Origin of the sequence: Nocardioides sp. S-1144, assembly GCF_005954645.2 — a bacterium.
Classification (GTDB): domain Bacteria; phylum Actinomycetota; class Actinomycetes; order Propionibacteriales; family Nocardioidaceae; genus Nocardioides; species Nocardioides dongxiaopingii.
The window spans coordinates 2,343,170-2,367,039 of record NZ_CP040695.2; the positions used below are offsets into that span (position 1 = coordinate 2,343,170).

General features: G+C 73.6%; 26 protein-coding genes. 15 read left to right on the forward strand and 11 right to left on the reverse strand.

What is annotated here, in order from left to right; translation table 11 throughout:
- Positions 1–49: 49 nt before the first annotated feature.
- Positions 50–568 carry a DUF3093 domain-containing protein gene (locus tag FE634_RS11035; protein ID WP_262347392.1) on the forward strand — a complete coding sequence of 173 codons (519 nt, stop codon included), beginning with the start codon at positions 50–52 and terminating at the stop codon, positions 566–568.
- A 9-nt stretch (positions 569–577) separates the two neighbouring features.
- On the forward strand, positions 578–895 hold the full coding sequence (locus FE634_RS11040; protein ID WP_138875898.1) for a DUF4235 domain-containing protein: 318 nt from the start codon (positions 578–580) through the stop codon (positions 893–895).
- A gap of 220 nt (positions 896–1,115) precedes the next feature.
- On the opposite strand, the gene FE634_RS11045 is transcribed toward FE634_RS11040, so the two are convergent.
- From FE634_RS11045 to FE634_RS11055, 3 genes are all read right to left on the reverse strand, one after another.
- Entirely contained in the window at positions 1,116–1,406 is a 291-nt protein-coding gene (locus tag FE634_RS11045) for a DUF4193 domain-containing protein (RefSeq protein WP_137295350.1), read from the reverse strand.
- Between the two features lie 140 nt (positions 1,407–1,546).
- Complete coding sequence (locus tag FE634_RS11050; RefSeq protein ID WP_262347393.1) at positions 1,547–2,380, reverse strand: inositol monophosphatase family protein; 834 nt, start codon at positions 2,378–2,380, stop codon at positions 1,547–1,549.
- Positions 2,377–3,507: a ferrochelatase gene (locus FE634_RS11055; RefSeq protein WP_138875899.1), complete on the reverse strand. Its 1,131-nt coding sequence runs from the start codon at positions 3,505–3,507 to the stop codon at positions 2,377–2,379. The genes FE634_RS11050 and FE634_RS11055 overlap by 4 nt, the downstream gene beginning before the upstream one ends.
- Positions 3,508–3,539: 32 nt before the next feature.
- Here FE634_RS11055 and FE634_RS11060 point away from each other — a divergent pair, with 32 nt between their 5' ends.
- From FE634_RS11060 to FE634_RS11075, 4 genes are read left to right on the forward strand one after another with little or no spacing between them, the layout of a single operon-like run.
- Positions 3,540–4,742 carry an MFS transporter gene (locus tag FE634_RS11060; protein WP_137295333.1) on the forward strand — a complete coding sequence of 401 codons (1,203 nt, stop codon included), beginning with the start codon at positions 3,540–3,542 and terminating at the stop codon, positions 4,740–4,742.
- Between the two features lie 18 nt (positions 4,743–4,760).
- Entirely contained in the window at positions 4,761–5,561 is an 801-nt protein-coding gene (locus tag FE634_RS11065) for an Fpg/Nei family DNA glycosylase (protein ID WP_138875900.1), read from the forward strand.
- Positions 5,562–5,606: 45 nt separating this feature from the next.
- Positions 5,607–6,158, forward strand: coding sequence for a SigE family RNA polymerase sigma factor (locus FE634_RS11070; protein WP_138875901.1), 552 nt, complete (start codon positions 5,607–5,609; stop codon positions 6,156–6,158).
- A complete protein-coding gene (locus tag FE634_RS11075) occupies positions 6,155–7,258 on the forward strand; it encodes a hypothetical protein (RefSeq protein WP_138875902.1) in 1,104 nt (367 codons plus the stop codon). Before FE634_RS11070 ends, FE634_RS11075 begins: the two co-directional genes overlap by 4 nt.
- A gap of 7 nt (positions 7,259–7,265) precedes the next feature.
- Here FE634_RS11075 and FE634_RS11080 read toward each other — a convergent pair whose 3' ends face one another.
- Complete coding sequence (locus FE634_RS11080) at positions 7,266–7,886, reverse strand: trimeric intracellular cation channel family protein (RefSeq protein ID WP_137295337.1); 621 nt, start codon at positions 7,884–7,886, stop codon at positions 7,266–7,268.
- 86 nt (positions 7,887–7,972) lie between these two features.
- Between FE634_RS11080 and sepH the strand changes: the two genes are divergently transcribed.
- The 6 genes from sepH to FE634_RS21045 all read left to right on the forward strand — a co-directional run bounded on the left by sepH (position 7,973) and on the right by FE634_RS21045 (position 14,355).
- On the forward strand, positions 7,973–9,085 hold the full coding sequence (gene sepH / locus FE634_RS11085) for a septation protein SepH (RefSeq protein WP_138875903.1): 1,113 nt from the start codon (positions 7,973–7,975) through the stop codon (positions 9,083–9,085).
- 83 nt (positions 9,086–9,168) lie between these two features.
- Positions 9,169–11,163 carry an SDR family oxidoreductase gene (locus FE634_RS11090; RefSeq protein ID WP_148240594.1) on the forward strand — a complete coding sequence of 665 codons (1,995 nt, stop codon included), beginning with the start codon at positions 9,169–9,171 and terminating at the stop codon, positions 11,161–11,163.
- Between the two features lie 67 nt (positions 11,164–11,230).
- Complete coding sequence (locus FE634_RS11095; protein WP_138875905.1) at positions 11,231–12,187, forward strand: metal ABC transporter substrate-binding protein; 957 nt, start codon at positions 11,231–11,233, stop codon at positions 12,185–12,187.
- On the forward strand, positions 12,178–12,981 hold the full coding sequence (locus FE634_RS11100) for a metal ABC transporter ATP-binding protein (protein ID WP_148240595.1): 804 nt from the start codon (positions 12,178–12,180) through the stop codon (positions 12,979–12,981). Before FE634_RS11095 ends, FE634_RS11100 begins: the two co-directional genes overlap by 10 nt.
- Positions 12,978–13,979, forward strand: coding sequence for a metal ABC transporter permease (locus tag FE634_RS11105; RefSeq protein ID WP_396954571.1), 1,002 nt, complete (start codon positions 12,978–12,980; stop codon positions 13,977–13,979). The genes FE634_RS11100 and FE634_RS11105 overlap by 4 nt, the downstream gene beginning before the upstream one ends.
- A gap of 238 nt (positions 13,980–14,217) precedes the next feature.
- On the forward strand, positions 14,218–14,355 hold the full coding sequence (locus FE634_RS21045; protein ID WP_187366675.1) for a hypothetical protein: 138 nt from the start codon (positions 14,218–14,220) through the stop codon (positions 14,353–14,355).
- A 65-nt stretch (positions 14,356–14,420) separates the two neighbouring features.
- Here FE634_RS21045 and FE634_RS11110 read toward each other — a convergent pair whose 3' ends face one another.
- The 4 genes from FE634_RS11110 to FE634_RS11125 all read right to left on the reverse strand — a co-directional run bounded on the left by FE634_RS11110 (position 14,421) and on the right by FE634_RS11125 (position 17,906).
- Positions 14,421–15,185, reverse strand: a complete 765-nt coding sequence (locus FE634_RS11110) for an isoprenyl transferase (protein WP_148240596.1) — start codon at positions 15,183–15,185, stop codon at positions 14,421–14,423.
- A gap of 29 nt (positions 15,186–15,214) precedes the next feature.
- Positions 15,215–15,943 (reverse strand): DNA repair protein RecO, encoded by a 729-nt coding sequence (recO, locus tag FE634_RS11115; RefSeq protein WP_137295343.1) that lies wholly within the window; start codon positions 15,941–15,943, stop codon positions 15,215–15,217.
- 19 nt (positions 15,944–15,962) lie between these two features.
- Positions 15,963–16,859 carry an alpha/beta fold hydrolase gene (locus FE634_RS11120; RefSeq protein WP_137295344.1) on the reverse strand — a complete coding sequence of 299 codons (897 nt, stop codon included), beginning with the start codon at positions 16,857–16,859 and terminating at the stop codon, positions 15,963–15,965.
- 108 nt (positions 16,860–16,967) lie between these two features.
- Complete coding sequence (locus FE634_RS11125; RefSeq protein WP_137295345.1) at positions 16,968–17,906, reverse strand: ferritin-like domain-containing protein; 939 nt, start codon at positions 17,904–17,906, stop codon at positions 16,968–16,970.
- A 411-nt stretch (positions 17,907–18,317) separates the two neighbouring features.
- Between FE634_RS11125 and FE634_RS11130 the strand changes: the two genes are divergently transcribed.
- Positions 18,318–19,550, forward strand: coding sequence for an Nramp family divalent metal transporter (locus FE634_RS11130; protein WP_246060926.1), 1,233 nt, complete (start codon positions 18,318–18,320; stop codon positions 19,548–19,550).
- A 71-nt stretch (positions 19,551–19,621) separates the two neighbouring features.
- Complete coding sequence (locus FE634_RS11135) at positions 19,622–19,855, forward strand: response regulator transcription factor (RefSeq protein WP_246060927.1); 234 nt, start codon at positions 19,622–19,624, stop codon at positions 19,853–19,855.
- A gap of 27 nt (positions 19,856–19,882) precedes the next feature.
- Here FE634_RS11135 and leuA read toward each other — a convergent pair whose 3' ends face one another.
- Complete coding sequence (leuA, locus tag FE634_RS11140; RefSeq protein ID WP_148240597.1) at positions 19,883–21,640, reverse strand: 2-isopropylmalate synthase; 1,758 nt, start codon at positions 21,638–21,640, stop codon at positions 19,883–19,885.
- A 273-nt stretch (positions 21,641–21,913) separates the two neighbouring features.
- On the opposite strand from leuA, the gene FE634_RS21050 reads away from it, so the two are divergent.
- Positions 21,914–22,084, forward strand: coding sequence for a hypothetical protein (locus FE634_RS21050; RefSeq protein WP_170981688.1), 171 nt, complete (start codon positions 21,914–21,916; stop codon positions 22,082–22,084).
- Here the strand turns inward: FE634_RS21050 and FE634_RS11145 are convergent.
- The gene (locus FE634_RS11145; RefSeq protein WP_148240598.1) at positions 22,074–22,748 is read right to left on the reverse strand and encodes an HAD family hydrolase; all 675 of its coding nucleotides are present in this window, start codon (positions 22,746–22,748) and stop codon (positions 22,074–22,076) included. The two genes, FE634_RS21050 and FE634_RS11145, sit on opposite strands and share 11 nt — an antisense overlap.
- The gene (locus tag FE634_RS11150) at positions 22,748–23,842 is read right to left on the reverse strand and encodes a carboxylate-amine ligase (protein WP_187366676.1); all 1,095 of its coding nucleotides are present in this window, start codon (positions 23,840–23,842) and stop codon (positions 22,748–22,750) included. The genes FE634_RS11145 and FE634_RS11150 overlap by 1 nt, the downstream gene beginning before the upstream one ends.
- Positions 23,843–23,870: the final 28 nt, after the last annotated feature.

Consider the following 23,870-nt stretch of genomic DNA (forward strand, 5'->3'; position numbering starts at 1 on the left):
GGCACCCTAGTGGGGCCGTGCGGCCCGGGAACGCCGTACCCTGGGTCGCGTGGATGCCGACCTGGGTGCGACGCTTCTCCCCGTGGAAGCCGCGGTCGGGGACCCCGTCTACAGCGAGCGGCTGCACGTGCCGCTGCGCTGGTGGGTCCAGGCGACCATGTTCATCGCCACCCTCTGGCTGGCCCTCGTCGTCGCCGCGCCGGCCGTGGTGGCCTTCGGCGCCACCGCCGTGCTCCTGGGGGTGATGACCCTCGCGCTGCGCTCCTACGGTGCGCCGCAGGTCCTCGTGCACGCCGGGGTGCTCCGCGTCGGACGGGCCCACATCGAGGCCCGCCACCTGGGCGCGGCGGTCGCGCTGGACGCCGAGCAGACCCGTCGCACCGCCGGCGTCGAGGCCGACGCCCGGGCGTGGCTGGTGCTGCGCCCGTACCTGTCGCGAGCGGTCCGGATCCAGGTCACCGACCCGGCCGACCCGGTGCCCTACTGGCTGGTCTGCACCCGGCACCCCGAGGCCCTCGCGGACGCCGTCAACGGGCTCGCTGGTCGGGCCGGCACCCGGCGACAGTAGGGTCGGGGCATGGCAAAGAAGGGCGCTTCCGGCGCCAAGGACAGCTCGAAGGTCTGGTCGGTCTTCTCGTTGGTCGCAGCCCTCGGGGCCGCGACCGTCGCCAAGAAGGCCCTGAACAGCTCGTGGAAGGCCGCGACGAGTCGCCAGCCTCCCGAGAACCCGGCCGACCCCGACGTCGAGCTGCGCGAGGCCGTGGCCTGGGCGCTCGTCAGCGGCGCTTTCGTCGGCCTGGCTCGGATGCTGGCCCAGCGCCGGGCGGCGTCGTACTACCACCGCTCGACCGGCCACCTGCCGCCCGACCTGCGCAAGGACGGTCAGAAGGCCTGACTGGTCCGACCGGTCCGCCGGTCCGCCGGTCCGGCCTGGGCTGACTGCGAGCCCTGGACGCACGAAGGCCGCTGCCCCGGGTTGGGGCAGCGGCCTTGGTTGCGTCTTCGTTGACCTCGCGAGGGTCTCGACACGCGGGCCGCGACCTCGTTCCTCGGTCGCGCCGCTTGCTCGACCACCATCGACGTCGGTGCGCGCTCGCAAGCTCGCGCGCCCGTCGTCAGGCGCAGTCGCGGCAGATCATCTTCTTCTCGTCGGCCAGCTGGCTGCGGTGGTGCACGAGGAAGCAGCTCATGCAGGTGAACTCGTCCTCCTGCTTCGGCTTCACCTCGATGGCGAGCTCTTCGTTCGAGAGGTCCGCACCGGGCAGCTCGAACGACTCAGCGGCCTCGGTCTCGTCCTCGTCGACCTTGCCCGAGTTCTTGTCGTGGCGCCGAGCCTTGAGCTCCTCGATGCTCTCCTCGGACTGGTCTTCCTCGTTCTTGCGCGGTGCGTCGTAGTCGGTCGCCATCGCGTCGCTCACTCCCCTCCAACAGTCGTGTCGCCCTCGGTGGGCTTCCCCCCTACCGGCGCGGCAGATCATGCACCATGTATCCAAACAGTGGAACACCGGTCCGGGGGACGTCGCGCTCAACGCCGCGCCCCGACGGGCTATTCCACCCAGAAACCCGCCTCACGGGTGAGGTCGGCGAGGTCGTCGAAGCCGTGTGACGGGGCGCACAGGAGCAGGTCGAGACCGCCGGCGCCGCGCCTGATCTGCGTGCGTGCGCCGGCCGCGCGCGCGATCAGCCCGCCCGCGGCGTGGTCCCACAGGTTGACGCCCTCCTCGACGTAGCCGTCGAGCCTGCCCTCGGCCACGTGGCACAGGTCGAGGGCGCACGAGCCGAGCCGCCGGACGTCGCGCACGCGCGGCAGCAGGTGGACCAGCGCGGCGGCCTGCACCTCCCTGACCTCGCTGAGGTAGGAGAAGCCGGTGCCGATCAACCGCTGCGCCAGCGGGGCCGGGCCGCGGACGGCGATCGGGACGCCGTCGCGCAGGGCGATGGTCGCGCCGCCGGGACCGGGGCGGCCGACGTACTCGACCCGCTTGGCGACGTCGACCACGACGCCGGCCACGACGACGCCGTCGACCTCTGCGGCGATCGAGACGGCGTACTGCGGGATGCCGTAGAGGAAGTTCACGGTGCCGTCGATCGGGTCGACGACCCACCGCACGCCGGACGTGCCGGGCAGGTCGTCGCCCTCCTCCCCCAGCACCGCGTCGTCGGGACGTCGCTCGGCCAGGCGGGCGCGCACCAGCCGCTCGGTGGCCCGGTCGGCCTCGGTGACGACGTCGATGTCGCTGGTCTTGGTGGCCGCGACGGCCACGCCACGGGCCGCGTGCTCACGCACGAGGTCCGCCGCCTCGCGGGCGACGTCGACGGCGACGTCGGCCAGGTGGTCGGCCAGGTGGTCGGCCAGGAGGTGGGGGTCGGTGCCGCTCACTCACCCACCCCGGTCAGGGCCGGGCGCGGGGCGCGGGCGTTCGCGCAGCAGCCGACGGGGCAGCGGTCCCACCGGGGACCGAGGGCACCGACCGCGGCCCGCGAGACCTCGAGGCCGCGCTCGACGGCCGACCGCTCCACGAGCAGGTCGCGCACGACCGCGACGAAGCGCGGGTCCTCGCCGGCGGTCGCGACGCGACGGAACGGCAGGCCGAGGCGCTCGGCGGTCTCCTTCGCCTCGGTGTCGAGGTCGTAGATGACCTCCATGTGGTCGGAGACGAAGCCGATCGGCACCACCGCGACGCCGGGCACACCGTCGGCGGCCAGTGCCTCGAGGTGGTCGTTCACGTCCGGCTCGAGCCACGGGACGTGGGGGGCGCCGGAGCGGGAGCAGAAGACGAGGTCGTGCTCGGGACGGGTGCCGCTCTGCTCGGCGACCGCGTCGACGACGACCTGGGCGACGTCGAGGTGCTGGGCGACGTAGGCGCCGCCCCCGGCCTCGGGCGGGCCGCTGCTGTCGTTCATCGCGGTCGGGATCGAGTGGGTCACGAACACCAGCCGGGCACCGTCCGGCAGCTCGGCCAGCGCGGCGAGGGTCGCCTCGACGACCGGCGCGACGAAGCCCGGGTGGTTGGCGTAGTGGCGCAGCTTGTCGAGCACCGGCGCCTGCACACCCTCGGGGACGGCGGCGACGGCGTCGTAGAGGTTCTCGCGGTACTGGCGGCAGCTCGACCACGACGAGTAGGCACTGGTCACGAAGCAGGCGGCCCGGCGGACGCCGTCGGCGGCCATCTGGGCGATCGTGTCGGTCAGGTAGGGGTCCCAGTTGCGGTTGCCCCAGTAGACCGGCAGGTCGATCCCGTGCTCGTCGAGGTCGGCCCGCAGCGCGGTGATGAAGCTGCGGTTCTGGTCGTTGATCGGCGAGCGGCCGCCGAAGAGGTAGTAGTGCTGGCCGACCTCCTCGAGACGCTCGCGCGGGATGCCGCGACCGCGGGTGACGTTCTCGAGGAACGGGACGACGTCGTCGGGGCCCTCGGGGCCCCCGAACGAGACGAGCAGCAGGGCGTCGTACGGCGAGACGTCGGGGAGCTGGCCCTGGACGTCGTCGGGAGCCTGAGGATTGGTCACCTCGCCATCGTAGGGAGCAGCATGTCGTCGCCATGTTGAGGACCTACGGACGCATCCTGAACCGACCCGGGACGGCGCTCTTCTCCGGCACCGGCCTGGTCGCCCGGCTCCCCATCTCGATGGTCGGCCTCGGCACGGTGCTCCTGGTCGAGGACGCCTCCGGCTCCTACGGGCTGGCCGGCGCCGTCTCGGCCGCCGGGCTCGTCGCGAACGCCGCCTTCGCGATCCTCCAGGGCCGGCTCATCGACCGCTTCGGGCAGTCACGGGTGCTGCCGCTGGCGATCACCGTCTGGGGCGTGGCCCTCTCGCTGGCCGTGCTGTCGGTCGAGGCCGACTGGCCGATCTGGACGACGTTCGTGCTGGCGGCGGTCGCCGGCGCCAGCCTGCCCTCGGTCGGCTCCTGCGTGCGGGCCCGCTGGGCCCACGTGCTCGACGACGACCGCGAGCGGGAGACGGCGTTCGCGCTGGAGGCGGTGGCCGACGAGACGGTCTACATCGCCGGGCCGATCATCGTCACGGTGCTGGCCACCGCGGTCGACCCGGTCGCCGGCCTCGCGACGGCGCTGGTCGCCGGACTGGCCGGCACCTACGGCTTCAGCGCCCAGCGCGGCACCGAGCCGCCGGCGAACCCGCGCCCCGACCACCACACCGCGCGGGCGCCGATGCCGTGGGGCACGGTCGTGTCGCTCTCGGTCGTCTCGCTCGCGCTCGGGAGCCTCTTCGGGTCCGCGGAGGTGACCACGGTCGCCTTCGCCGAGGAGCAGGGCGCCAAGGGCGTGGCCGGCGTGCTGCTGGCGCTGTGGGCGGCGGGCAGCCTGATCGCGGGCTTCCTCACCGGGGGCATCACCTGGCGCAGCGGCCTGCTGGTGCGCCTGCGCGTCGGGGCCGCGGCGATGGCGCTGGCCATGGTGCCGCTCGCCCTGATCGACTCGCTGCTGCTCATGGGCGTGGTGCTGTTCGTGGCCGGCTTCGCGATCGCCCCGACCCTGATCGCCACGATGTCGCTGACCGAGCAGTCCGTGCCGCCCTCGCGGCTCACCGAGGGCATGGCGTTCGTGCAGACCGGCATCGTCTTCGGGGTCGCGCCGGGGGCCACCGTCGCGGGCGTCGTCATCGACGCCGCGGGGGCCTCGCCGGCCTACCTGGTGTCGGTGGCCGGCGGCGCGATCGGCCTGGCCGCGGCCCTGGCGACCCGGCCGGTCACGACCCGACGGGGTGTGCGGACGCCGGCCTGAGCCGGTCACGATGGGGCGGTGCCCGAGCTGCCCGAGGTCGAGTCCGCGCGTGCCGCCATCGAGCGGGCCGCGCTGGGCCGCCGCGTCGTCGAGGTCGACGACGCCGACACCTACGTCTGCCGCCCCCACTCCCCCGGCGAGATCCGCGACGCCCTGGTCGGTCGCTCCCTGGGCGGCGCCCACCGGCGCGGCAAGACGCTGTGGTGCACGACGTCCGGCTCCGGCCCGCTGCTGGGCCTGCACCTGGGGATGGCCGGCCGGATCCTGGTCACCGGCCCGGACGGCGACGTCGTCGAGGGCGGCGACCCGGCGCGTCGGCACCGGCACGGCCTCAAGCCGGAGTGGGACCGCTTCACCCTCGTCTTCGAGGACGGCGCCAGCCTGCGCCTGTTCGACACCCGCCGGCTCGGCCGGGTGCGGCTCGACCCCGACCTCGACGCCCTCGGCCCGGACGCCGGCGAGGTCGGGGTGGCGGCCTTCCGCGAGCGGGTCGGTCGGGGCACGGCGCCGGTCAAGGCGCGGCTGCTCGACCAGTCCGTCATCGCCGGCGTCGGCAACCTGCTGGCCGACGAGACCCTCTGGCAGGCGCGCATCGACCCGCGGCGCCGCGTCTCCGAGCTCGACGACGACGACCTCACCGCCCTGCACCGGGCCCTGCGGCTGGCCACCAGGGCCGCCATCCGCGGCGGTGGCGTCCACACCGGCGAGGTGATCGGGCACCGTCGCGCCGGCGGGCTCTGTCCGCGCTGCGGCGCCCCCATGAGCCGGGGCACCGTCGGCGGGCGGACGACGTGGTGGTGCTCGGAGGAACAGGGCTGAGCCCGGCTCCGAACCATTCCGGGGCGACGTAGCGTCTGGGTGGTCATGAGACGACAGCAGCGGGACCGGGCGGAGTTCGCGGAGTTCGTGGCCGCCCGCTCGAGCGCCCTGCACCGCGCGGCGTACCTGATGGTGGGCGACGTGGGCCTCGCCCAGGACCTGGTGCAGGAGGCCCTGACCAAGACCTACGTCGCCTGGCCCCGGCTGCGCGACCCGCGCAACGCCGAGGCCTACACGCGGCGGGCGATCACCACCACCGCCATCTCGTGGTTCCGGCGCAAGGGCTGGAACAACGAGCGGGCCACCGAGCGGCTGCCCGAGGAACCGGTCGGCGACCACAGCGGCCAGGTCGACCAGCGCCACGTCCTCTGGTCGGCGCTGCAGGAGCTGCCCGTGCGCCAGCGCACCGCCATCGTGCTGCGCTACTACGAGGACCTCACCGAGGCCCAGACCGCGGCGGCGATGGACTGCGCCGTCGGCACCGTCAAGAGCCAGGTGTCGGCCGGCTTCGCCAAGCTGCGCGACCGGCTCGCCGAGCAGGTCGGCGACGACGCCGCCCGGACCTTCGACCTCCAGACCCAGGCGGTGACCCGATGACCCACGACCTGACCGACGTCCTGCACCAGCGCGCGGCGGCCGAGACCTTCCAGCGCCCCGACCTCGACGCGATCATCGCCGTCGGCGACCGCCGGGTGCGCCGGCGGCGGCTGGGCGCCACCGCGGGCGTCGCCGCCCTCGCCGTCGCGCTCGGCGCCGGCCTGGCCACCCTGCCCACCGCCGAGGACGACGTCGCGCCGGCCCCGGCCGACCCGTTCCCGACGACGACGCGGGCGTTCGAGCCGGTGGCCACCGTCGGACCCCGGGTCTTCGTCGGCGACCGGATGATCCGGGTGACGGGCTGGGTCGACGACCTCGAACGGACCCAGGCGGGCTTCGTCTACCGCAGCGACGACGTGCTGCGCTCCTACGTCGACGGCACCGAGTCGGTCGTCGGCACCACGACCGGGTCGCTCGTCGGTGACGAGGACGGCTTCCTGGTCGCGTGGACCGACGAGGCCCGTGGCCAGGTCCTCGTGCTCGACCAGCGCACGGGTGGCACCCGGCGGCTCGACGTCCCGGACAGCGTGGGCACCGGCGCGGGCGTGGAGGCCGTGGACGGCGGCACCGTGTACGTCACCGGGTCCGACGGCAGCGCCCGGGTCGACGTCGCCAGCGGCGATTCCGGCGACCTGGGCGACGTCGACCTGCTCGACGTCGAGAACGGCGTCCTGGCGGCGTGGAACGAGACCGGCACGGTCCTCGGGCCGGTCGGGGACTCCTCGCGCCGGGTCGAGATCGACGCCGGCGACCGCGGCGCGCTCTCGCCCGACGGCCGGTGGTACGCCGCTGCCGACGTGTTCGAGCCCAGCCAGGAGTACCTCGGTGTCGGCGTGGTCGACACCACCACCGGCGGCGAGGTGCGCCTCGACGTCGAGGCGGAGCAGCGCGACCTCGTCGACGCGACCGGGTGGGTCGACGCCGACACCGTCACGGTCGCCGTCGTCCCCTGGAACGAGCACCGCGCGGGGGGCCGCCCCGAGCAGCTGTTCTCCTGCGACGTCCCGAGCGGCGCCTGCACGCTCGTCATCGCGGACCACGGCGCCCTCCCCGGCAACCGCGAGACGGGCAAGACCTACCCCGGTGGCGGCTGGGACTGAGCCGCCGTCAGACGCTGGCGGGCCCCGAGGGCATCGGGGCCCGCCAGCCGCGCCAGATCGCCAGCAGCCGCCAGGTCAGGCACACCCCGGCCCCGGCGAACGCGACGGCGACGGGGGTCAGGTCCGCCCGCTCGCCGAGCACCGTGACGACGGCGCCCGCGAGGGCGGGGGTGGCGTAGAGGTCGCCGGTGAAGACGACCGGCACCCGCCCGACGAGGAGGTCGCGGAGCATGCCGCCCCCGATCGCGGTCACCATCCCCAGCAGCGCCGCCGGCACGGGCCCGAGGCCGTGGTCGAGGGCCTTCAGGGTGCCGGCGACGCAGAACAGCGACAGCCCGAAGGCGTCGAAGACCTCCACCTGCCGCTCGATCCGGCCCAGCGTGGCGTGGAAGACGAAGGTGAGCAGCCCGGCCGTCACCGGCACCAGCAGGTAGCGCCAGTCGGCCAGCGCGGCCGGCGGCGTGGCGCCGATGAGGACGTCGCGCAGGAACCCGCCACCGAGGCCCGTGGTGCCGGCCAGCACCAGCACGCCGAACACGTCGAGGTCCTTGCGGACCGCCACCAGGGCACCCGCGATCGCGAACACGAAGATGCCGACGAGGTCGAGCGTGATGAGGGTGCCGGCCACGGGCCCAGGGTAGGCCCGGCCGCCGCCACCGAGTCGGGCGCGCCGTCCCGGATGCCGTCCGGCGCTGGCGTAGGGTCAGCAGGAAGATGACGACTGCCGGGCACGAGTACGAGAAGACAGCGCCTGCCGTGGAGCCCACGGCGGTCGAGACCCCCGCGCGCGGGCTCGCCCTGACGCTCGCCGGGGTCAGCAGCGACCAGGCCCGCCTGCTGCTCGCGGCCGACGACGGCGCCACGTTCACCCTCGACATCACGCCCAGCCTGCGTGCCGCCCTCCGCAGCGAGGGCACCCACCACAGCCACCCCACCCGACCCGGCCAGCCCGGTCAGGAGAAGAAGATGGACAGCGTCCTCCGGCCCCGCGACATCCAGGCCCGGATCCGGGCCGGCGAGACGCCCGAGGCGGTCGCCGAGGCGGCCCAGACCAGCGTCGACAAGATCATGTCCTTCGTGGCACCGGTCCTCGCCGAGCGCCAGCACGTCGCCGAGCGCGCCCAGCGCTCGAACGTGCGCCGTCCGGCCGGGGAGTCGGGCCACAGCCGCACCCTCGGCGACGCCGTCGCCGCCCACCTCCGCTCGCTCAACGTCGACCCCGACGTCGTCGCGTGGGACGCCTCGCGCCGCGAGGACGGCCGCTGGGCCGTCACCGCCGGCATCGCGCTCCCCGTCCGCACCGGGACCGCCCACTTCGTCTTCGACGGCCCCGGCAACTACGTCGTCCTCGACGGCGAGGACGCCCGCTGGCTCATCGGCGAGGACGTCGTGGCGCCGGCTCCGGCCCGCGACGACCTGCGCTCGGTGCGCGAGCGCCGGATGTCCTCACCGCGCCACGACGAGGAGCTCCCGCTCGGCGACGACGCCATCGAGCTCGTCTCCGACAGCCCGCTCGAGGCCTTCCTCGACGAGTCGCCCGACTCCGACGACCCCGAGCTGCGCCACGAGGCCGAGGACGCCGCCGCCGACGAGCCCGACCCGGTCGTCGCGGCGCCGCCGGCGAGCACCCACGCACCGGTCGAGCAGCCGATGCTCGAGGAGCCCGTCGTCGACGAGCCGGTCGCCGAGCAGCCCGTCGTCGACGAGCCCGTCGTCGAGGAGCCCGCCGTCGAGGAGCCGCGCACCCGCCGGTCGGTGCAGAAGAAGCGCGGCCGCGCGTCGGTCCCGAGCTGGGACGAGATCATGTTCGGCGGCGGCGACCAGTAGGTCCCGGCGCCGGGCGGCCGTGACGGCGGCCGCCCACCTCTTCGGGCCCCGCCGGCGGGGTGGTGCGGCAGTACGCTCCGCCCATGGCGTACTTCGTGACCGGGGCCACGGGCTTCATCGGTCGACACCTCGTCCAGGAGCTGGTCGACCACCGCGAGGGTGAGATCTTCGTGCTCTGCCGCGCGGGGTCGCTCGGGCGGCTCGAGCTGCTGCGGCGGCGCTGGGGCTCGGACCGGGTCGTGCCGGTGCCCGGCGACCTCGCCGAGGAGGGCCTCGGTGTCGACCCCACCTGGGTGGCCGAGCACGACGGCGCGATCGAGCACTTCTTCCACCTCGCCGCCCTCTACGACATGACGGCCGACGACGCCACCAACGAGGTGATGAACGTCGGCGGCACCCGCGGCGCCGTCGACCTGGCCGGGCGCCTGCACGCCGGGACCTTCCACCAGGTCTCCTCGGTCGCCGCGGCGGGCGAGCACCGGGGCCGGTTCGACGAGTCGATGTTCGACGAGGGACAGAGCCTGCCCTCGCCGTACCACCGCACGAAGTTCGAGTCCGAGCGGATCGTGCGCGAGGAGTGCCCGGCGCTCGGCCTCCCGTGGCGGGTCTACCGTCCCTCGATCGTGGTCGGCCACTCGCAGACCGGCGCGATGGACAAGGTCGACGGGCCCTACTACTTCTTCCCGCTGCTCAAGGCGCTGCGCGACCGGCTCCCCTCGTGGCTGCCGCTGGTCGGCGTCGACCTCGGCGACACCAACGTCGTCCCGGTCGACTACGTCGCCAAGGCGATGGACCACCTCGCGCACCTGCCCGACCGCGACGGCGAGGCCTTCCACCTGGTCAACCCGGAGCCGCAGTCCACCGTCGAGACGCTCAACCTGTTCTGCCGGGCCGCCGGTGCGCCGCAGCTGGCCACCCCGGCCTCCCGCATCCCGGTGCCGGCCCGGCTGCGTCCCTCGTCCCTGATCGGCGCACTGGTGCGCAACGGCCTGGTCCAGGGCGCGCTCGACCAGACGGTGGGCCGGCTCGGCATCCCCGCCGAGGTGCTCGCCCACACCGGTTTCACCGCCGTCTTCGACTCCACGCGCACCGAGCAGGCGCTGGCCGGCTCCGGGATCGCGGTGCCCGACCTGGAGTCCTGTGCCCGCACGCTGTGGGGCTACTGGGAGGAGCACCTCGACACCTCGACCGGTCGCGACGCCCGCATCCGCGGCGCGCTCGCCGGCAAGCACGTCGTCATCACCGGCGCGTCGTCGGGCATCGGCCAGGTGACCGCGCTCAAGGTGGCCCAGGCCGGCGGCATCCCGGTCCTGGTCGCGCGCGGCAAGGAGAAGCTCGAGGAGACCCGCGCCACCATCGAGCTGCGCGGGGGCACCGCCCACGTCTACCCGTGCGACCTCTCCGACCTCGAGGCCATCGACCGGCTCTGCGAGCAGCTGAACGCCGACCTCCCGTCGGTCGACTTCGTGGTCAACAACGCCGGCCGCTCCATCCGGCGCTCGCTGCGGCTGAGCACCGACCGGTTCCACGACTTCGAGCGCACCATGCAGCTGAACTACTTCGGCGCGATCCGGCTCGTGATGGGGCTGATGCCGTCGATGCAGCGCCAGCAGCGCGGGCACGTCGTCAACGTCTCCTCGATCGGGGTGCAGACCAACCCGCCGCGGTTCTCGGCCTACGTCGCCTCCAAGGCCGCCCTCGACGCCTGGAGCAACGTGGTGGCCTCGGAGGTCGTCGGCAACGGCATCACCTTCACCAGCATCCACATGCCGCTGGTGCGCACGCCGATGATCGCGCCGACCAAGCTCTACGACAAGTTCCCCACCATCTCCCCCGCGCAGGCCGCCGACACGGTCGTCGAGGCGATGGTGGGGCGCCCGCACGAGATCAACACGCTGCTCGGCAACGTCGGGGCGGTCGCGCACACGGTGGCGCCGAAGCTGGCCTTCCGGCTGCTCAACCTGGCCTACCACGTGTTCCCGGACTCGGCCGCCGCCCAGGGGCAGGTCCCCGAGGCGGGCACCCGCGAGTCCGAGCAGGTCATGCTGGCCCGGGTCTTCCGGGGGGTGCACTGGTGACCGGCCGCGACGTCGCCCGGCGCCCACGAGTTGACAACGGTTCTCAACAAGATTGAGAATCGTTCTCATGCGACGCCTCCTCCTCCCCTGCGCACTCCTCCTCGCCGCGACCGGTTGCTCGGCCCTCGCCGACGACGGGGCGGGCGACGGCGGCACGCCGTCGGTCGTGACGGCGTTCTACCCGCTCCAGTACGTCGCCGACCGGGTCGCCGGTGAGCACGCCGACGTCGAGAACCTCACGACGGCGGGCAAGGAGCCGCACGACCTGGAGACCACGGTCAAGGAGACGGCGATGATCGCCGAGGCCGCGCTCGTCGTCCACGAGAAGGACTTCCAGCCCGCGGTCGACGACGCCGTGGCGCAGAACGCGACCGGCGAGGTCCTCGACGCCGCCGAGGTCGTCGGTCTCCAGCCGTTCTCCGAGGAGGGCCACGAGGAGGAGGGCCACGAGGAGCACGCGGACGAGGAGGGCCACACCGAGGACGACGGCCACGACCACGAGGGCGGCCTCGACCCCCACTTTTGGCTCGACCCGACCAGGATGGCCGACCTCGGTGACGCGGTCGCCGACGCCCTGGCCGACATCGACCCCGACCACGCCGACGACTTCGCCGCCAACGCCGCCGCGCTGCGCACCGACCTCGAGGAGGTCGACCGGGCCTACACCGACGGGCTCGCCACCTGCGAGCGCTCGACGATCGTCGTCTCGCACGACGCGTTCGGCTACCTCGGCAAGTACGGTGTCGACGTGGCACCCGTGGCCGGCCTCTCCCCCGATGCCGAACCGACCCCCGCCGTCCTCGCGCAGCTCCAGGAGCTCATCGACGAGGACGGCGTCACCACCGTCTTCAACGAACGGCTCGCGAGCCCCCGGTTCGTCGAGAGCCTGGCGAACGACACCGGTGTCGAGACGGCCGTGCTCGACCCGATCGAGGGCCTCACCGACGAGACCTCCGACGACGACTACCTCTCGCTGATGACCTCCAACCTCGCGGCCCTCCGAGAGGCGAACGCGTGCCGGTAGACCCAGTGCAGCTGCGGGACGGGGCGGCCGCGATCGGCGGCCGCCCCGTCCTGCGCGGCATCGACCTGACCGTCCCGGCCGGGCAGTTCCTGGCACTCCTGGGTCCCAACGGCTCCGGCAAGTCCACCCTCGTGCGGGCGCTCACCGGCCTCCGGCCGCTGGCCCGCGGCGAGCTCACCCTGTTCGGGACGCCGTTCGAGCGGTTCGGTGAGTGGCACCGCATCGGCTTCGTGCCCCAGCGCAGCGGCGCGGCCTCCGGCGTGCCGGCGTCGGTGCGCGAGGTGGTGTCGTCGGGGCGGCTGACCCGGCGGCGCCTGCTGCGCCCGCTCGGGGCGGCCGACCGCCGGGCCATCGACGACGCCATCGAGCTCGTCGGCCTGACCGACCGGGCCCGGGACGGCGTCAGCACCCTCTCCGGCGGCCAGCAGCAACGGGTGCTCATCGCCCGGGCGCTGGCCGGCGACCCCGAGCTGTTCTTCCTCGACGAGCCGACCGCCGGGGTCGACCTCCCGCAGCAACAGGTCCTGGCCGACACCCTGCGCGCCCTCAAGGACCGCGGCTCCACCATCGTCCTGGTCGCCCACGAGCTCGGCCCGCTCGCGCCCCTCGTCGAGCGGTCGATCGTGATGCGCGACGGCCGGGTCGTCCACGACGGCGCCCCGCCGGCCGAGGACGCCGTCCCCGGCCACCACCACGACGGCCACCACCACGACGACCACGACCACCCCTCCGCCGGACGGCGGCACGACCACGCGCCGCTGGTGCGCTCACCCCTGGAAGGCGGCGAGCGGTGAACGCGGCCGAGCTGTTCAGCTACCCGTTCATGCAGCGCGCGCTGCTCGCCGCGCTGTTCACCGGCCTCGCGGCGCCGGCGATCGGCACCTACCTCGTGCAGCGCCGGCTCGCGCTGATGGGCGACGGGATCGGTCACGTCGCGGTCACCGGCGTCGCGCTGGGGCTGGTGACCGGGTGGTCGCCCACCTGGACGGCGGTGGTCATCGCCGTGCTCGGCGCGGTCCTCATCGAGGTGATCCGCGAGCGCGGGCACACCAACGGCGACGTCGCGCTCGCGCTGCTGTTCTACGGCGGGCTCGCCGGCGGCGTCCTGGTCACCGGGCTGGGCGGGCAGAGCGCCGCCCAGCTGCAGCAGTACCTCTTCGGCTCGATCACCACGATCTCGGCCGGCGACGTCATCGTCACGATGGTCCTCGCCGCGCTGGTGATCCTGGTGTGCGTCGGGCTCGCTCCCCAGCTGTTCGCCGTCGCCCAGGACCCCGAGTTCGCGCGGGTCGCGGGACTGCGGGTGCGGGTCTACAACGTGCTGGTCGCGGTGCTGGCGGCGGTCAGCGTGACGGTTGCGATGCGCACCGTCGGCCTGCTCCTCGTCTCGGCGCTGATGGTGGTGCCGGTCGCGACGTCGCAGCAGCTCTCGCGCACCTTCCGCGCCACGCTGGTCTCCGCGATGGCGCTCGGCTGCCTGGCGTCGGTCGGCGGGCTGACCATCTCGGCGTTCGCGTCCTACCACGCCACCGTCGCCCCGGGCCCGACGATCGTGCTGCTCTCCCTGGCCGGCTTCGTCGTCACCTGGCCGATCGGCGCCTGGCTGCGCCACCGCGCCCGGCTGCGCGCGCCGTTCGCCGACGAGCCGGTCGGCCACGACGTCACCGACACCCACCCGCACGACCACGGGCCGACCTGCGGCCACGTCGCCGTCCCGCACGACGACCACGTCGACTACGTGCACGACGGCCACCGGCACGCCCCGCACGGCGCCCACTACGACGAGCACTGAGCGAGGGGCCGGCGACCCTGCGAGCCGGTGCCCTCGCTGCTGGTGGTCGAGCGAGCGGCGCGGCTGAGGAACGACGCCGCGACCCGCGTGTCGAGCCCCCTGGAGCCGATCCCGGGAACGCACCTGGGGCCATGGAGCGCGGCCGGGATCTCGACTCGCGGTGACGACGTCCCCGCGGCTCGATCACCGGGTGTCGAGACCCCTGGCCGACGGTCCGTCACCGGCGTAGCGTCAGTCCATGGCCCAGCCCAGGTTCACCCACCTCCCGGAACCGGTCCGGCTCGAGGACACCGTCACCTCCGAGGACGAGCCGATCAGCGAGCCCGCGATGGTGCTGGTCGAGGACGGCTGGATCGTGCGCAACGCCGGAGGCTGAGGTCTCGAGGCCGGTTCCCGAGGTCGCTCACGCGGGCATCCGCTCGCCGGCTCGTGGATCCCGCGTCAGGCCTTCCCGTAGCGCCGGTCGCGCTCGGCGTAGATCTCGATGGCCCGCCACAGCGCGAGCCGGTCGACGTCGGGCCAGAGGACGTCGGTGAAGACCATCTCGGCGTACGCGGCCTGCCAGAGCATGTAGTTCGACAGCCGCTGCTCCCCCGAGGTGCGCCAGATCATGTCGGCGTCGGAGACCTCGGGGACGTAGAGGTGCTTGGCGAAGGTCTTCTCGTCGACCTTGTCGGGGTTGAGCCGGCCGGCGGCGACCTCGCGGGCGATGGAGCGGGCGGCGTCGGCGAGCTCGGCGCGGCCGCCGTAGTTGACGCACATGGTGAGGGTGAGGACGTCGTTGTCGCGGGTCAGCTCCTCGGCGACCTGGAGCTCCGTGATGACCGACTTCCACAGGCGCGGGGCGCGGCCAGCCCAGCGGACCCGGACGCCGAGCTCGTGCATCTGGTCGCGCCGGCGCCGGATGACGTCGCGGTTGAAGCCCATGAGGAAGCGCACCTCGTCGGGCGAGCGGGTCCAGTTCTCGGTGGAGAAGGCGTAGGCGGAGATCGCCCTGACGCCGATCTCGATGGCGCCCTCGACGACGTCGAACAGCGACGCCTCGCCCATCTCGTGCCCGCGGGTGCGGGGCAGCCCGCGGTCCTTGGCCCACCGGCCGTTGCCGTCCATCACGATGGCGACGTGCCGCGGCACGAGCTCCCTCGGGAGCTCCGGCGGGCGCGCCCCGGTGGGGTGCGGCGTGGGGGGTCGGACGGCGCGCTTCACGATCGCCCACCCTAGACCGGGGGCGGGGGTCACCGCTCGACGTGCTCCATCGAGCGCAGCTGCCGCTCGAGGTGCCAGGAGAGGAACGCCGAGATCAGGCCGCTGGCCTCGCGCAGGTGGCGCGGGTCGGCGGCGTCGACGTGTGCCCAGTCACCGGCGAGCAGGGCCCCCATCAGCACCAGCGTCTCGGGGGCCGGGGCCGCCGAGCCGGGCACCCGGCAGGTGCTGCACAGGACGCCACCCATCGACGGGTTGAACCACCGGTGCGGGCCCTCCCGACCGCAGTGCGCGCACCCGTCGAACGACGGCGCCCACCCGGCGACGGCCAGCGAGCGCAACAGGTAGGAGTCGAGGACCTGGCCGGGCCGCCGCTCGGGCAGGGTGAGGGCGCGCAGGCCGCCGACGAGGAGCAGGAACTGCTGGAGCGCGGGCTCCTTCTCCTCGGTGACCAGCCGCTCGGCGGTCTCGAGCATCGCGGTGCCGGAGGTGTAGCGCTCGTAGTCGTTGCCCAGGCCGGCGTGGAACAACGACCGCGTCTCGGCCTGCGTGACGATGTCGAGGGAGCGACCCTCGGCGAGCTGGAGGTCGACGTGGGTGAACGGCTCCAGCCGCGACCCGAACTTCGACGTCGTGCGCCGCACGCCCTTGGCGACCGCCCGGACCCGTCCGTGGTGCCGGGTCAGCAGGGTGATGATGCGGTCGGCCTCCCCCAGCTTGTGGGTGCGCAGCACGACCGCCTCGTCGCGGTAGACGGGCACCGCCCCAGTCTGACAGGACTCAGGTGAGCGGGCCGGCACGGCGCGCACGCCGCGGCCCCCGGACCGGGCCGGACGCCGTCCGCGGGGTCCGGGCCCAGCAGCCCTGGGCGAACTCCACGGCCTCGCGGTCGAGCCGCTCGGGCCAGAACCGCCACTCCAGGATGTGGTGGGCGCGCACGAAGCGCGCGTTCGGCATCTCCTCGGCCAGCATCGCCGCGTCGGCGGCCGGGTGGATCGGGTCGGAGGGGTGCCCGACCACCAGCGCCGGCATGGTCATCGCGCGGCGCTGCCGCGACGACGGCGCCATCCGGCCGAAGAAGAGCCCGTGGACGACGGCCCCCATCGCGTCGGCGCGCTGGTTGCAGGCGTCCAGCGCGATCCCGGCCCAGAACGGCACCAGCCCGCGCGGCACCGGCCGGGTGGCCTTGCGCAGCCCGGTCACGGTGAACGGAAGGAACCGGGCGGCGAACATCAGCGGCGCGCAGACCAGGATGCCCGCCTCGACGGCGTTGTCGAGGACCGGCATCTCCAGCAGCAGCCCGCGCACCCGCTCGGGGGCGATGGCGGCGACCTCGAGCGCGGCGTTCGCGCCGAGCGAGGTGCCACCGATGACGGCCTCGGGTGCGCCGAGGTGGTCGAGCAGCGCGACGACCTGCTCGCCGAACGCCGTCACCGAGTAGACGAGCGGGTCGGCGGGCCGGTCGGAGCGGCCGTGGCCGAGCAGGTCGAGGGTGACGACGTGCAGGCCCTCGGCGGCCAGGGCCCGGGCCAGGGGCTGCTGCATCCGGCGCGGCAGGAGCTGTCCGGGGAGCAGCACCACCCAGGAGTCGCCGCCGCCGTACTCGGTGTACTCGAGGCGGTCGCGGCCCGAGCCGCTCTCGAGGAAGAACTGACCGATGCGCTCGGAGACCAGCATGGGGTGAGGCTACGACACCAACGAGGCTCCCCACCGACGCCGGACGACGGCCGGCCGGGCCCCGTACCCGGGACCCGACCGACCGTCGCTCGGTGACGTCGCGCAGGCTCAGCCCGCGTTGTTGCCCGAGGTGTTGATGCTGCCGTTGACCCCGCGCGGGTAGAACCCGCCCTTCCGCGACTTCTCCGGGGTCAGGTACACGATGTTGAGGACCTGACCCGGCGTCCGGGAGAAGGCGATGCCGTTCCGGTCGGTCGGGACCAGGTTCGACAGCCACTTCTTGCGGCCGATCCCCTGGTCGAGGCTCTTGCGGCCGTCGAGGGAGTCGCGGGCGTCGGAGATGGCGCCGGCCTCCTTGTTGAGACCCTTGGTCGCCAGCAGGGTCCGGACGATCCCGGCGTGGTAGGCCTCGACGGCGAGGATGCCGGCGGAGGCGTCCAGGTAGGTCTTGTTGGTGATCAGCGGCGCGGCACCCTTGTAGGCCGTGACGCCGACGTCCTCGAAGATGAAGGCGGCCAGCAGGAAGTTGTTCTCGTTGGCGAACGGGTCGAACGTCTGGCCCTCCCCGATCAGCCCCGCCGCCCGTGCCGCCGCGGTGAAGCTCTGCCGCAGGTTGATCTGCGGCCGCGCCACCTTCGCCCCGCCCAGCGCCGTGCGCAGGAACCGCACGTGGTCGAGCTCGTCCATCGCGATCTCGCGGGCGTAGCTGCGGATCGCCGGTGTGGCGAAGCTGACCTCGCGGCCGCCGGTGACCCCACCCTTGTCGCCCTTGCCGGACGTCAGCTTGTCGGACAGGCTCTTGCCGAAGGCGGCCTGCTGGTAGAACTCCGCCTCGAGGTACTCCAGGTTGAGCGCGAAGTTCAGGATCGCCCCGTCGCTCGGTGCGGCGGCGGCCGCGGCGGCGGAGTCCGGAACGAGCCCGCCGAGGGCTCCCGCCCCCAGCACGCCCAGACCGCCGATGCCGGCGGACTTGAGGAAGATCCGGCGATCTGCCTCACTCTCGGAACTGCGCTCGATCATCTGCTTGACGACTGTCTTGCCGAACATGTGGTGCTCCTTCACGTGGTTCGTCGTGGAACTGCGGGGGGTTCGGGGCGCGCTCGTACGAGGCCGGGCACGGGCACCGCTGCGCTGCCTCCTCGGGCAGCGCCGGGTGCGTGCTCCGGCCGCGCGACCGGCGGCGCGGGTCGGCCTCTTTCCTGCGCCGGACGGCGCTGACGGGACGGTGACGGGTCACCTGGCTCCGTCAACCGAAGCACCGCCGCCGCCGTCGTGTCACCACCCCCGATCCGCAGCGCCGCAATCCCATCCGTCGGGGTGAGGAGCGCCGTGGACATGTCGGTCGGGGGTGTTGCGTCGGACCCGGATCGGCGCTTCATTGGCCTCCGGGCGCCGTCCCGACCCGCTCGTGTGACCCTCCTGCCCCGCACCGCCCGGCCGACGAGAATGAGACCCTGCGTGTACCAGCAGTCCCCGAAGGTCAAGGCCCGGGCGCGCGTCCGCGGCCCGCTGCCGCTGCTCGGGCCCGCGTTCGTCACCGCCATCGCCTACGTCGACCCGGGGAACTTCGCGACCAACGTGACGGCCGGCTCGACGTTCGGCTACCTGCTGGTGTGGGTCGTCGTCGTCAGCAACCTGATGGCGATGCTGATCCAGTACCTCTCGGCCAAGGCCGGCATCGCGACCGGCCGGAGCCTGCCCGCGCTGTGCCGCGAGCACTTCCCGCGCCGGGTCACCCGGGGCCTGTGGCTGCAGGGTGAGCTGGTGGCGATCGCCACCGACCTGGCCGAGGTGGTCGGCGGTGCCATCGCCCTCAAGCTGCTCTTCGACGTCCCGCTGCTCGCCGGCGGCCTGATCACCGCCGGGGTCGCCTTCGGGCTGCTGGCGCTGCAGACCCGCGGGCACCGCCCGTTCGAGGTCGCCATCACCGGCCTGCTCCTCGTCATCCTGGTGGGCTTCCTCTACGACGTCCTGCACAGCGGGCTGCAGCCGCTGGCGCTCCTCGACGGCACCGTCCCGAGGTTCGAGGGCAGCGACAGCGTGCTGCTCGCGGCCGGCATGCTCGGGGCCACCGTGATGCCGCACGCGATCTACCTCCACGGGGCCCTGACGAGCCGGCGCTACGTGCGCACCACGGAGGACCAGCGACTGGGACTGCTGCGCAGCCAGCGCACCGACGTCGTGGTCGCGATGACGATCGCCGGCCTGATGAACCTGGCGCTGCTCGTCGTCGCGGCCTCGGTGCTGCGCGGCGGCGACCCGGTGACGACGATCGAGGGCGCGCACGCCGGGCTCGGCGCCGCCCTCGGTCCGACGGCCGCCCTGCTCTTCGCCCTGGCCCTGCTCGCCTCCGGGTTCGCCTCCTCCAGCGTCGGCACCCTCTCGGGGCAGATCGTGATGGAGGGCTTCCTCGAGGTCCGGATCCCGTTGGTGGTGCGGCGGCTCGTCGCCCTCACGCCGGCGCTGGTCGTCCTGGCCCTCGGCGTCGACCCGACGCGCGCGCTGGTGGTCTCCCAGGTCGTGCTCTCCTTCGGGATCCCGTTCGCCCTGGTGCCGCTGATCCTCTTCACGAGGCGTCCCGACGTGATGGGCCGCCTGGTCAACCGTCGGGTCACGACCCAGGTGGCCTGGGCGGTGGCGGCGGTGATCATCGCGTTGAACCTCACCCTGATCTACCTCACGCTCACCTGAGGGCGCCATCCGTTGGCGCCGTGGCGACGAACCCCTGGTGATCGCGTGATCGACGACCCTGGGGAGAGACCGTGCACCAGCGAGGACCCACACCCGAGCAGGACTCGCTGACCCCCCGTGAGGCCGAGATGATCGACCTCATCGCGGACGGGCTCAGCAACAAGGAGATCGCCGAGACCACCGCGCTGTCGCCGAACTCGATCAAGTCGTTCATCCGCTCGGCCTACCGCAAGATCGGCGCCGAGAACCGCGACCACGCCATCGAGTGGGCCCTCGAGCGCCGCCACGGACGCGCCGTCGGCTGAGCGACCGCGCGTCCGTGCGGGGGGCGGTCAGAGCCCGGCGGTCCGGTTCACCGCGCTGGTGACGGCCTTGAGCGAGGCGGTGACGATGTTGGCGTCGAGACCGACGCCCCACACCACCTGGTCGCCGACCGCGCACTCCACGTAGGCCGCCGCGATGGCGTCGCCGCCGGAGCTGAGCGCGTGCTCGTGGTAGTCGAGGACCCGCACGTCGAAGTCCTGCGGGAGCTCGTTGATCGCCGTCACGAACGCCGCGATCGGTCCGTTGCCGGAGCCCTCCAGCGTCCGGGCCTCGCCGTCGACGTAGACGCTGACGGTCAGGGCGTCCTTCTCGCCGGCCGCCGAGCTCGTGTGCACCGAGTCGAGCCGCAGCGGGGCCTCGCGGTCGAGGTACTCGGCGCGGAAGGCGGTCCAGATCTCGCCGGGCGTGACCTCGCCGCCGTCGGCGTCGGTGCGCTGCTGGATGACGCGGCTGAACTCGATCTGCGCGCGGCGCGGCAGGTCGAGCTTGTGCTCGGTCTTGAGGATGTAGGCCACGCCGCCCTTGCCGGACTGGCTGTTGACCCGGATGACCGCCTCGTAGGAGCGGCCGACGTCCTTGGGGTCGATCGGCAGGTACGGGACGGCCCACGGGTGCTCGTCGACGTCGTGTCCGGCCGCCGCGGCGTCCTTCTCGAGGTGTTCGAAGCCCTTCTTGATGGCGTCCTGGTGGGAGCCGGAGAAGGCGGTGTAGACGAGGTCGCCGCCGTAGGGGTGGCGCTCGTGGACGGGCAGCTGGTTGCAGTACTCGACCGTGCGGCGGACCTCGTCGATGTCGGAGAAGTCGATCTCCGGGTCGATGCCCTGGGTGAACAGGTTCAGGCCGAGGGTCACCAGGCAGACGTTGCCGGTGCGCTCCCCGTTGCCGAACAGACAGCCCTCGATGCGGTCGGCGCCGGCCAGGTAGCCGAGCTCGGCCGCCGCGACCGCCGTCCCGCGGTCGTTGTGGGGGTGCAGCGAGAGCACGACGTGCTCGCGGTGGCGCAGGTGGCGGTTCATCCACTCGATCGAGTCGGCGTAGACGTTGGGCGTGGCCATCTCGACGGTCGCGGGCAGGTTGATGATGACCGGCTTCTCGGCGGTCGGCTCGAAGACGTCCAGCACCTCGTTGCAGACGCGCACCGCGAACTCGAGCTCGGTGCCGGTGTAGGACTCCGGGCTGTACTCGTAGAAGACCTCGGTCTCCGGCACGCCCTCCTCGTACTTCTTGCACAGCCGCGCGCCCTGGACGGCGATGTCGGCGATGCCGTCCTCGTCGAGGCCGAACACCACGCGCCGCTGCAGCGTCGAGGTGGAGTTGTAGAGGTGGACGATCGCCTGCTTCGCGCCGCGGATCGACTCGTAGGTGCGCTCGATGAGCTCCTCGCGCGCCTGGGTCAGCACCTGGATGACGACGTCGTCGGGGATGATGTCCTCGTCGATGAGCTGGCGCACGAAGTCGAAGTCGGTCTGGCTGGCGCTCGGGAAGCCGACCTCGATCTCCTTGTAGCCCATCTCGACGAGCAGCTTGAACATCGCCAGCTTGCGGGTCGGCGACATCGGGTCGATCAGGGCCTGGTTGCCGTCGCGCAGGTCGACCGCACACCAGCGCGGCGCGGTCTGGATCCGCTTCGTCGGCCAGGTGCGGTCGGGCAGGTCGAGCGGGATGAACGGCTCGTAGCGCTGGTGCGGCATGCCGCTGGGCTGCTGGCCGCCGGTCGGCGCGGGGCTGCCGGTCGTGGTGCTGCCGGTGGGGGTGCTGCTGGTCATGGTGTTCTCCTGCTGGTGGCTGGGGCGCCGGCGCACAGAGCCTCCGCAGCGAGGAGGTCGGCGGTTCAGACCTCGCTGCGGCGGCGAAGGAGGAGTCGGTACGTCATGACGCGTGCCACTCTAACCGGATCGCCGCGGTGCCGGGCAAGCCGGCTCGGCATGTGGGCGCCCGCCGCGATCACCCGTGCGGGTGCGATGCCCACCGGGGCTTCCGCGGTACGAAAGGAGCGTGCGGGTCCCGATCCCCGAGCCCGCCCGCCGGCAGGAGGAACGATGACCGACCAGAGCAGGTGCCCGCGCTGCGGCGGCGCCCTCGTGCCCGTCCTCGTCGCCGACCCCCGCTCCGGGGAGGGCGACCTGCCCCTGCTGGCCGACCCGCCCGTGCGGGTCGTCTGCCCGGCCTGCGACCCCACGCCGACGCCGGTCGACGGCTTCACGACCTGAGCAGCGACCCGGTCTCGACCAGCCGCCGCGCGAGGGTCGCGGCGTCGGCCACGACGTCGTGCGCGCCGGCGTCGCGCAGCTCGGCCTCGGCCAGGCCACCGGTGAGCACGCCGAGGCACGGGATCCCGGCGTCCGCCGCGGACTGCACGTCCCAGACCGCGTCACCGACGAGGACGGCGCGCGAGCGGTCGGCGGTGCCGAGGGCGACCTCGACCAGCTCCCCGCTGGGCTTGCTCTGCTCGGCGTCCGAGCCGGTCACGACGCGGCCGAGGAGGTCGCGCGAGCCCGGGAGGACGTCGAGCAGCCGCTCGGTGAGGTCGCGGTCGCCCGAGCTGGCCAGGACGACGTCGAGACCGCGGGTGCGCATCGCCTCCAGCAGGTCCAGGGCGCCCTCGGTCGGCGTGATCGACCCGAACAGCCGGTCGAGGTGCTGCGGGTGGCGCTGGCGGACCTCGTCGCCGAGCGCCTGCTCGGTGGCCTGGCCGGCCGCCGCGGCGACCAGGCGGTCACCACCCATGCCGACGAGCCGGTGGATCCGGCGGGCGGGGACCTCCACACCGACGTCCTGGAAGGCGGCGTGCCAGGCCAGGACGTGGGTGTAGACGGAGTCGACGAGCGTGCCGTCGAGGTCGAGGACCACGGTGGTCACCTCGGGTGTGGACATCAGGGCTCCTTCCAGGAGTCGCGGGTGCGGGCGACGAGGTCGTCGACGACGCCGGCGAGGTCGCCGGTGCGCTCGAGGGCGGCGCGCTGGCGGGTGGCCCCGGTGCCCCGGAGCACCCGGGCCACCCCCTCGGCGACGCGGTCGGTGTCGCCGGCCAGGTCCAGCGCGTCGCGGACGGCGTCCACGACGTCGGAGAGCACGTCGGCGGCGCCGACGGGCTCGGCGTCCGGCCGGGCCGGGTGCAGCAGGTCGCCGGCGAGGCCGTGGCGGGCGGCCCGCCACCGCGCGGCCCGCAGCAGCTCGGAGCGCCAGGGGACGACGGGCAGCGCACCCGCGGCCGCGGTGTGCACCAGGGCGCGGACCAGCGACGCCACCAGGAGGCTGTCGTCGAGGTCGGTCGCGACGTCCGCGACGCGGATCTCGACCGTCGGGTAGCTGGCGGCGAGCCGGGCGTCGAAGTAGAGCATCGCGTCGTCGCGGGCGGCGCCCGAGCGCACCAGCGCCCGGGAGGCGGCGCGGTAGCCGGCGACGTCGCCGAAGGGGTCGGTCGGCCCGGCGCTCGGCCAGCGCGACCACTGCTCGCTGCGCCACGACGCGTAGGAGGTGTCGCCGCCGTCGGCGAAGGGCGAGTTGGTGCTCACCGCCAGCACGACCGGCAGCCACGGGGCGATCCGGTCGATGACGGCCACGCCCTCCTCGTCGGAGTCGACGTCGACGTGCACGTGCATGCCGCAGGTCCCGGCGGAGCGGGCGACGTCGCCGTAGCGCGCGACCATGTCGCGGTACCGGTCGTCGTCGCTGACGACGTCGACCTCGGAGGCGAGCACCGCCACCGCGGAGGCGACCACCGCCAGGCCGGCGCCCTCGGCCGCCCGCCCGGCGCCGGAGCGGGCCGCCCGCAGGTCGCGCCCGACGTCGTCGAGGTCGGTGGACGGGTCGCTGTGGATCTCGACCTGGTGCCGGAAGAGCTCGCGCTCGACGTCGTCGTCGGCCAGCCGCAGCACCTGGGGCGCGCGGGGCACCGCCCGCCGCGACGCCGGGTCGACGACCCAGAGCTCCTCCTCGACCCCGACCTTGCGCACCCCGCGCGTCACCCGGCCACGCGTGCCGTCGTCTGGGCCG

Coding starts and splice junctions, on each gene's coding strand:
- FE634_RS11070 (WP_138875901.1), top strand. CDS start 5,607: ATGAGACGACAGCAGCGGGACCGGGCGGAGTTCGCGGAGTTCGTGGCC.
- FE634_RS11045 (WP_137295350.1), bottom strand. CDS start 1,406: ATGGCGACCGACTACGACGCACCGCGCAAGAACGAGGAAGACCAGTCC.
- FE634_RS21045 (WP_187366675.1), top strand. CDS start 14,218: ATGGCCCAGCCCAGGTTCACCCACCTCCCGGAACCGGTCCGGCTCGAG.
- FE634_RS11040 (WP_138875898.1), top strand. CDS start 578: ATGGCAAAGAAGGGCGCTTCCGGCGCCAAGGACAGCTCGAAGGTCTGG.
- FE634_RS11075 (WP_138875902.1), top strand. CDS start 6,155: ATGACCCACGACCTGACCGACGTCCTGCACCAGCGCGCGGCGGCCGAG.
- FE634_RS11145 (WP_148240598.1), bottom strand. CDS start 22,748: ATGTCCACACCCGAGGTGACCACCGTGGTCCTCGACCTCGACGGCACG.
- FE634_RS11125 (WP_137295345.1), bottom strand. CDS start 17,906: ATGTTCGGCAAGACAGTCGTCAAGCAGATGATCGAGCGCAGTTCCGAG.
- FE634_RS21050 (WP_170981688.1), top strand. CDS start 21,914: ATGACCGACCAGAGCAGGTGCCCGCGCTGCGGCGGCGCCCTCGTGCCC.
- sepH (WP_138875903.1), top strand. CDS start 7,973: ATGACGACTGCCGGGCACGAGTACGAGAAGACAGCGCCTGCCGTGGAG.
- FE634_RS11095 (WP_138875905.1), top strand. CDS start 11,231: ATGCGACGCCTCCTCCTCCCCTGCGCACTCCTCCTCGCCGCGACCGGT.
- leuA (WP_148240597.1), bottom strand. CDS start 21,640: ATGACCAGCAGCACCCCCACCGGCAGCACCACGACCGGCAGCCCCGCG.
- FE634_RS11120 (WP_137295344.1), bottom strand. CDS start 16,859: ATGCTGGTCTCCGAGCGCATCGGTCAGTTCTTCCTCGAGAGCGGCTCG.
- FE634_RS11090 (WP_148240594.1), top strand. CDS start 9,169: ATGGCGTACTTCGTGACCGGGGCCACGGGCTTCATCGGTCGACACCTC.
- FE634_RS11060 (WP_137295333.1), top strand. CDS start 3,540: ATGTTGAGGACCTACGGACGCATCCTGAACCGACCCGGGACGGCGCTC.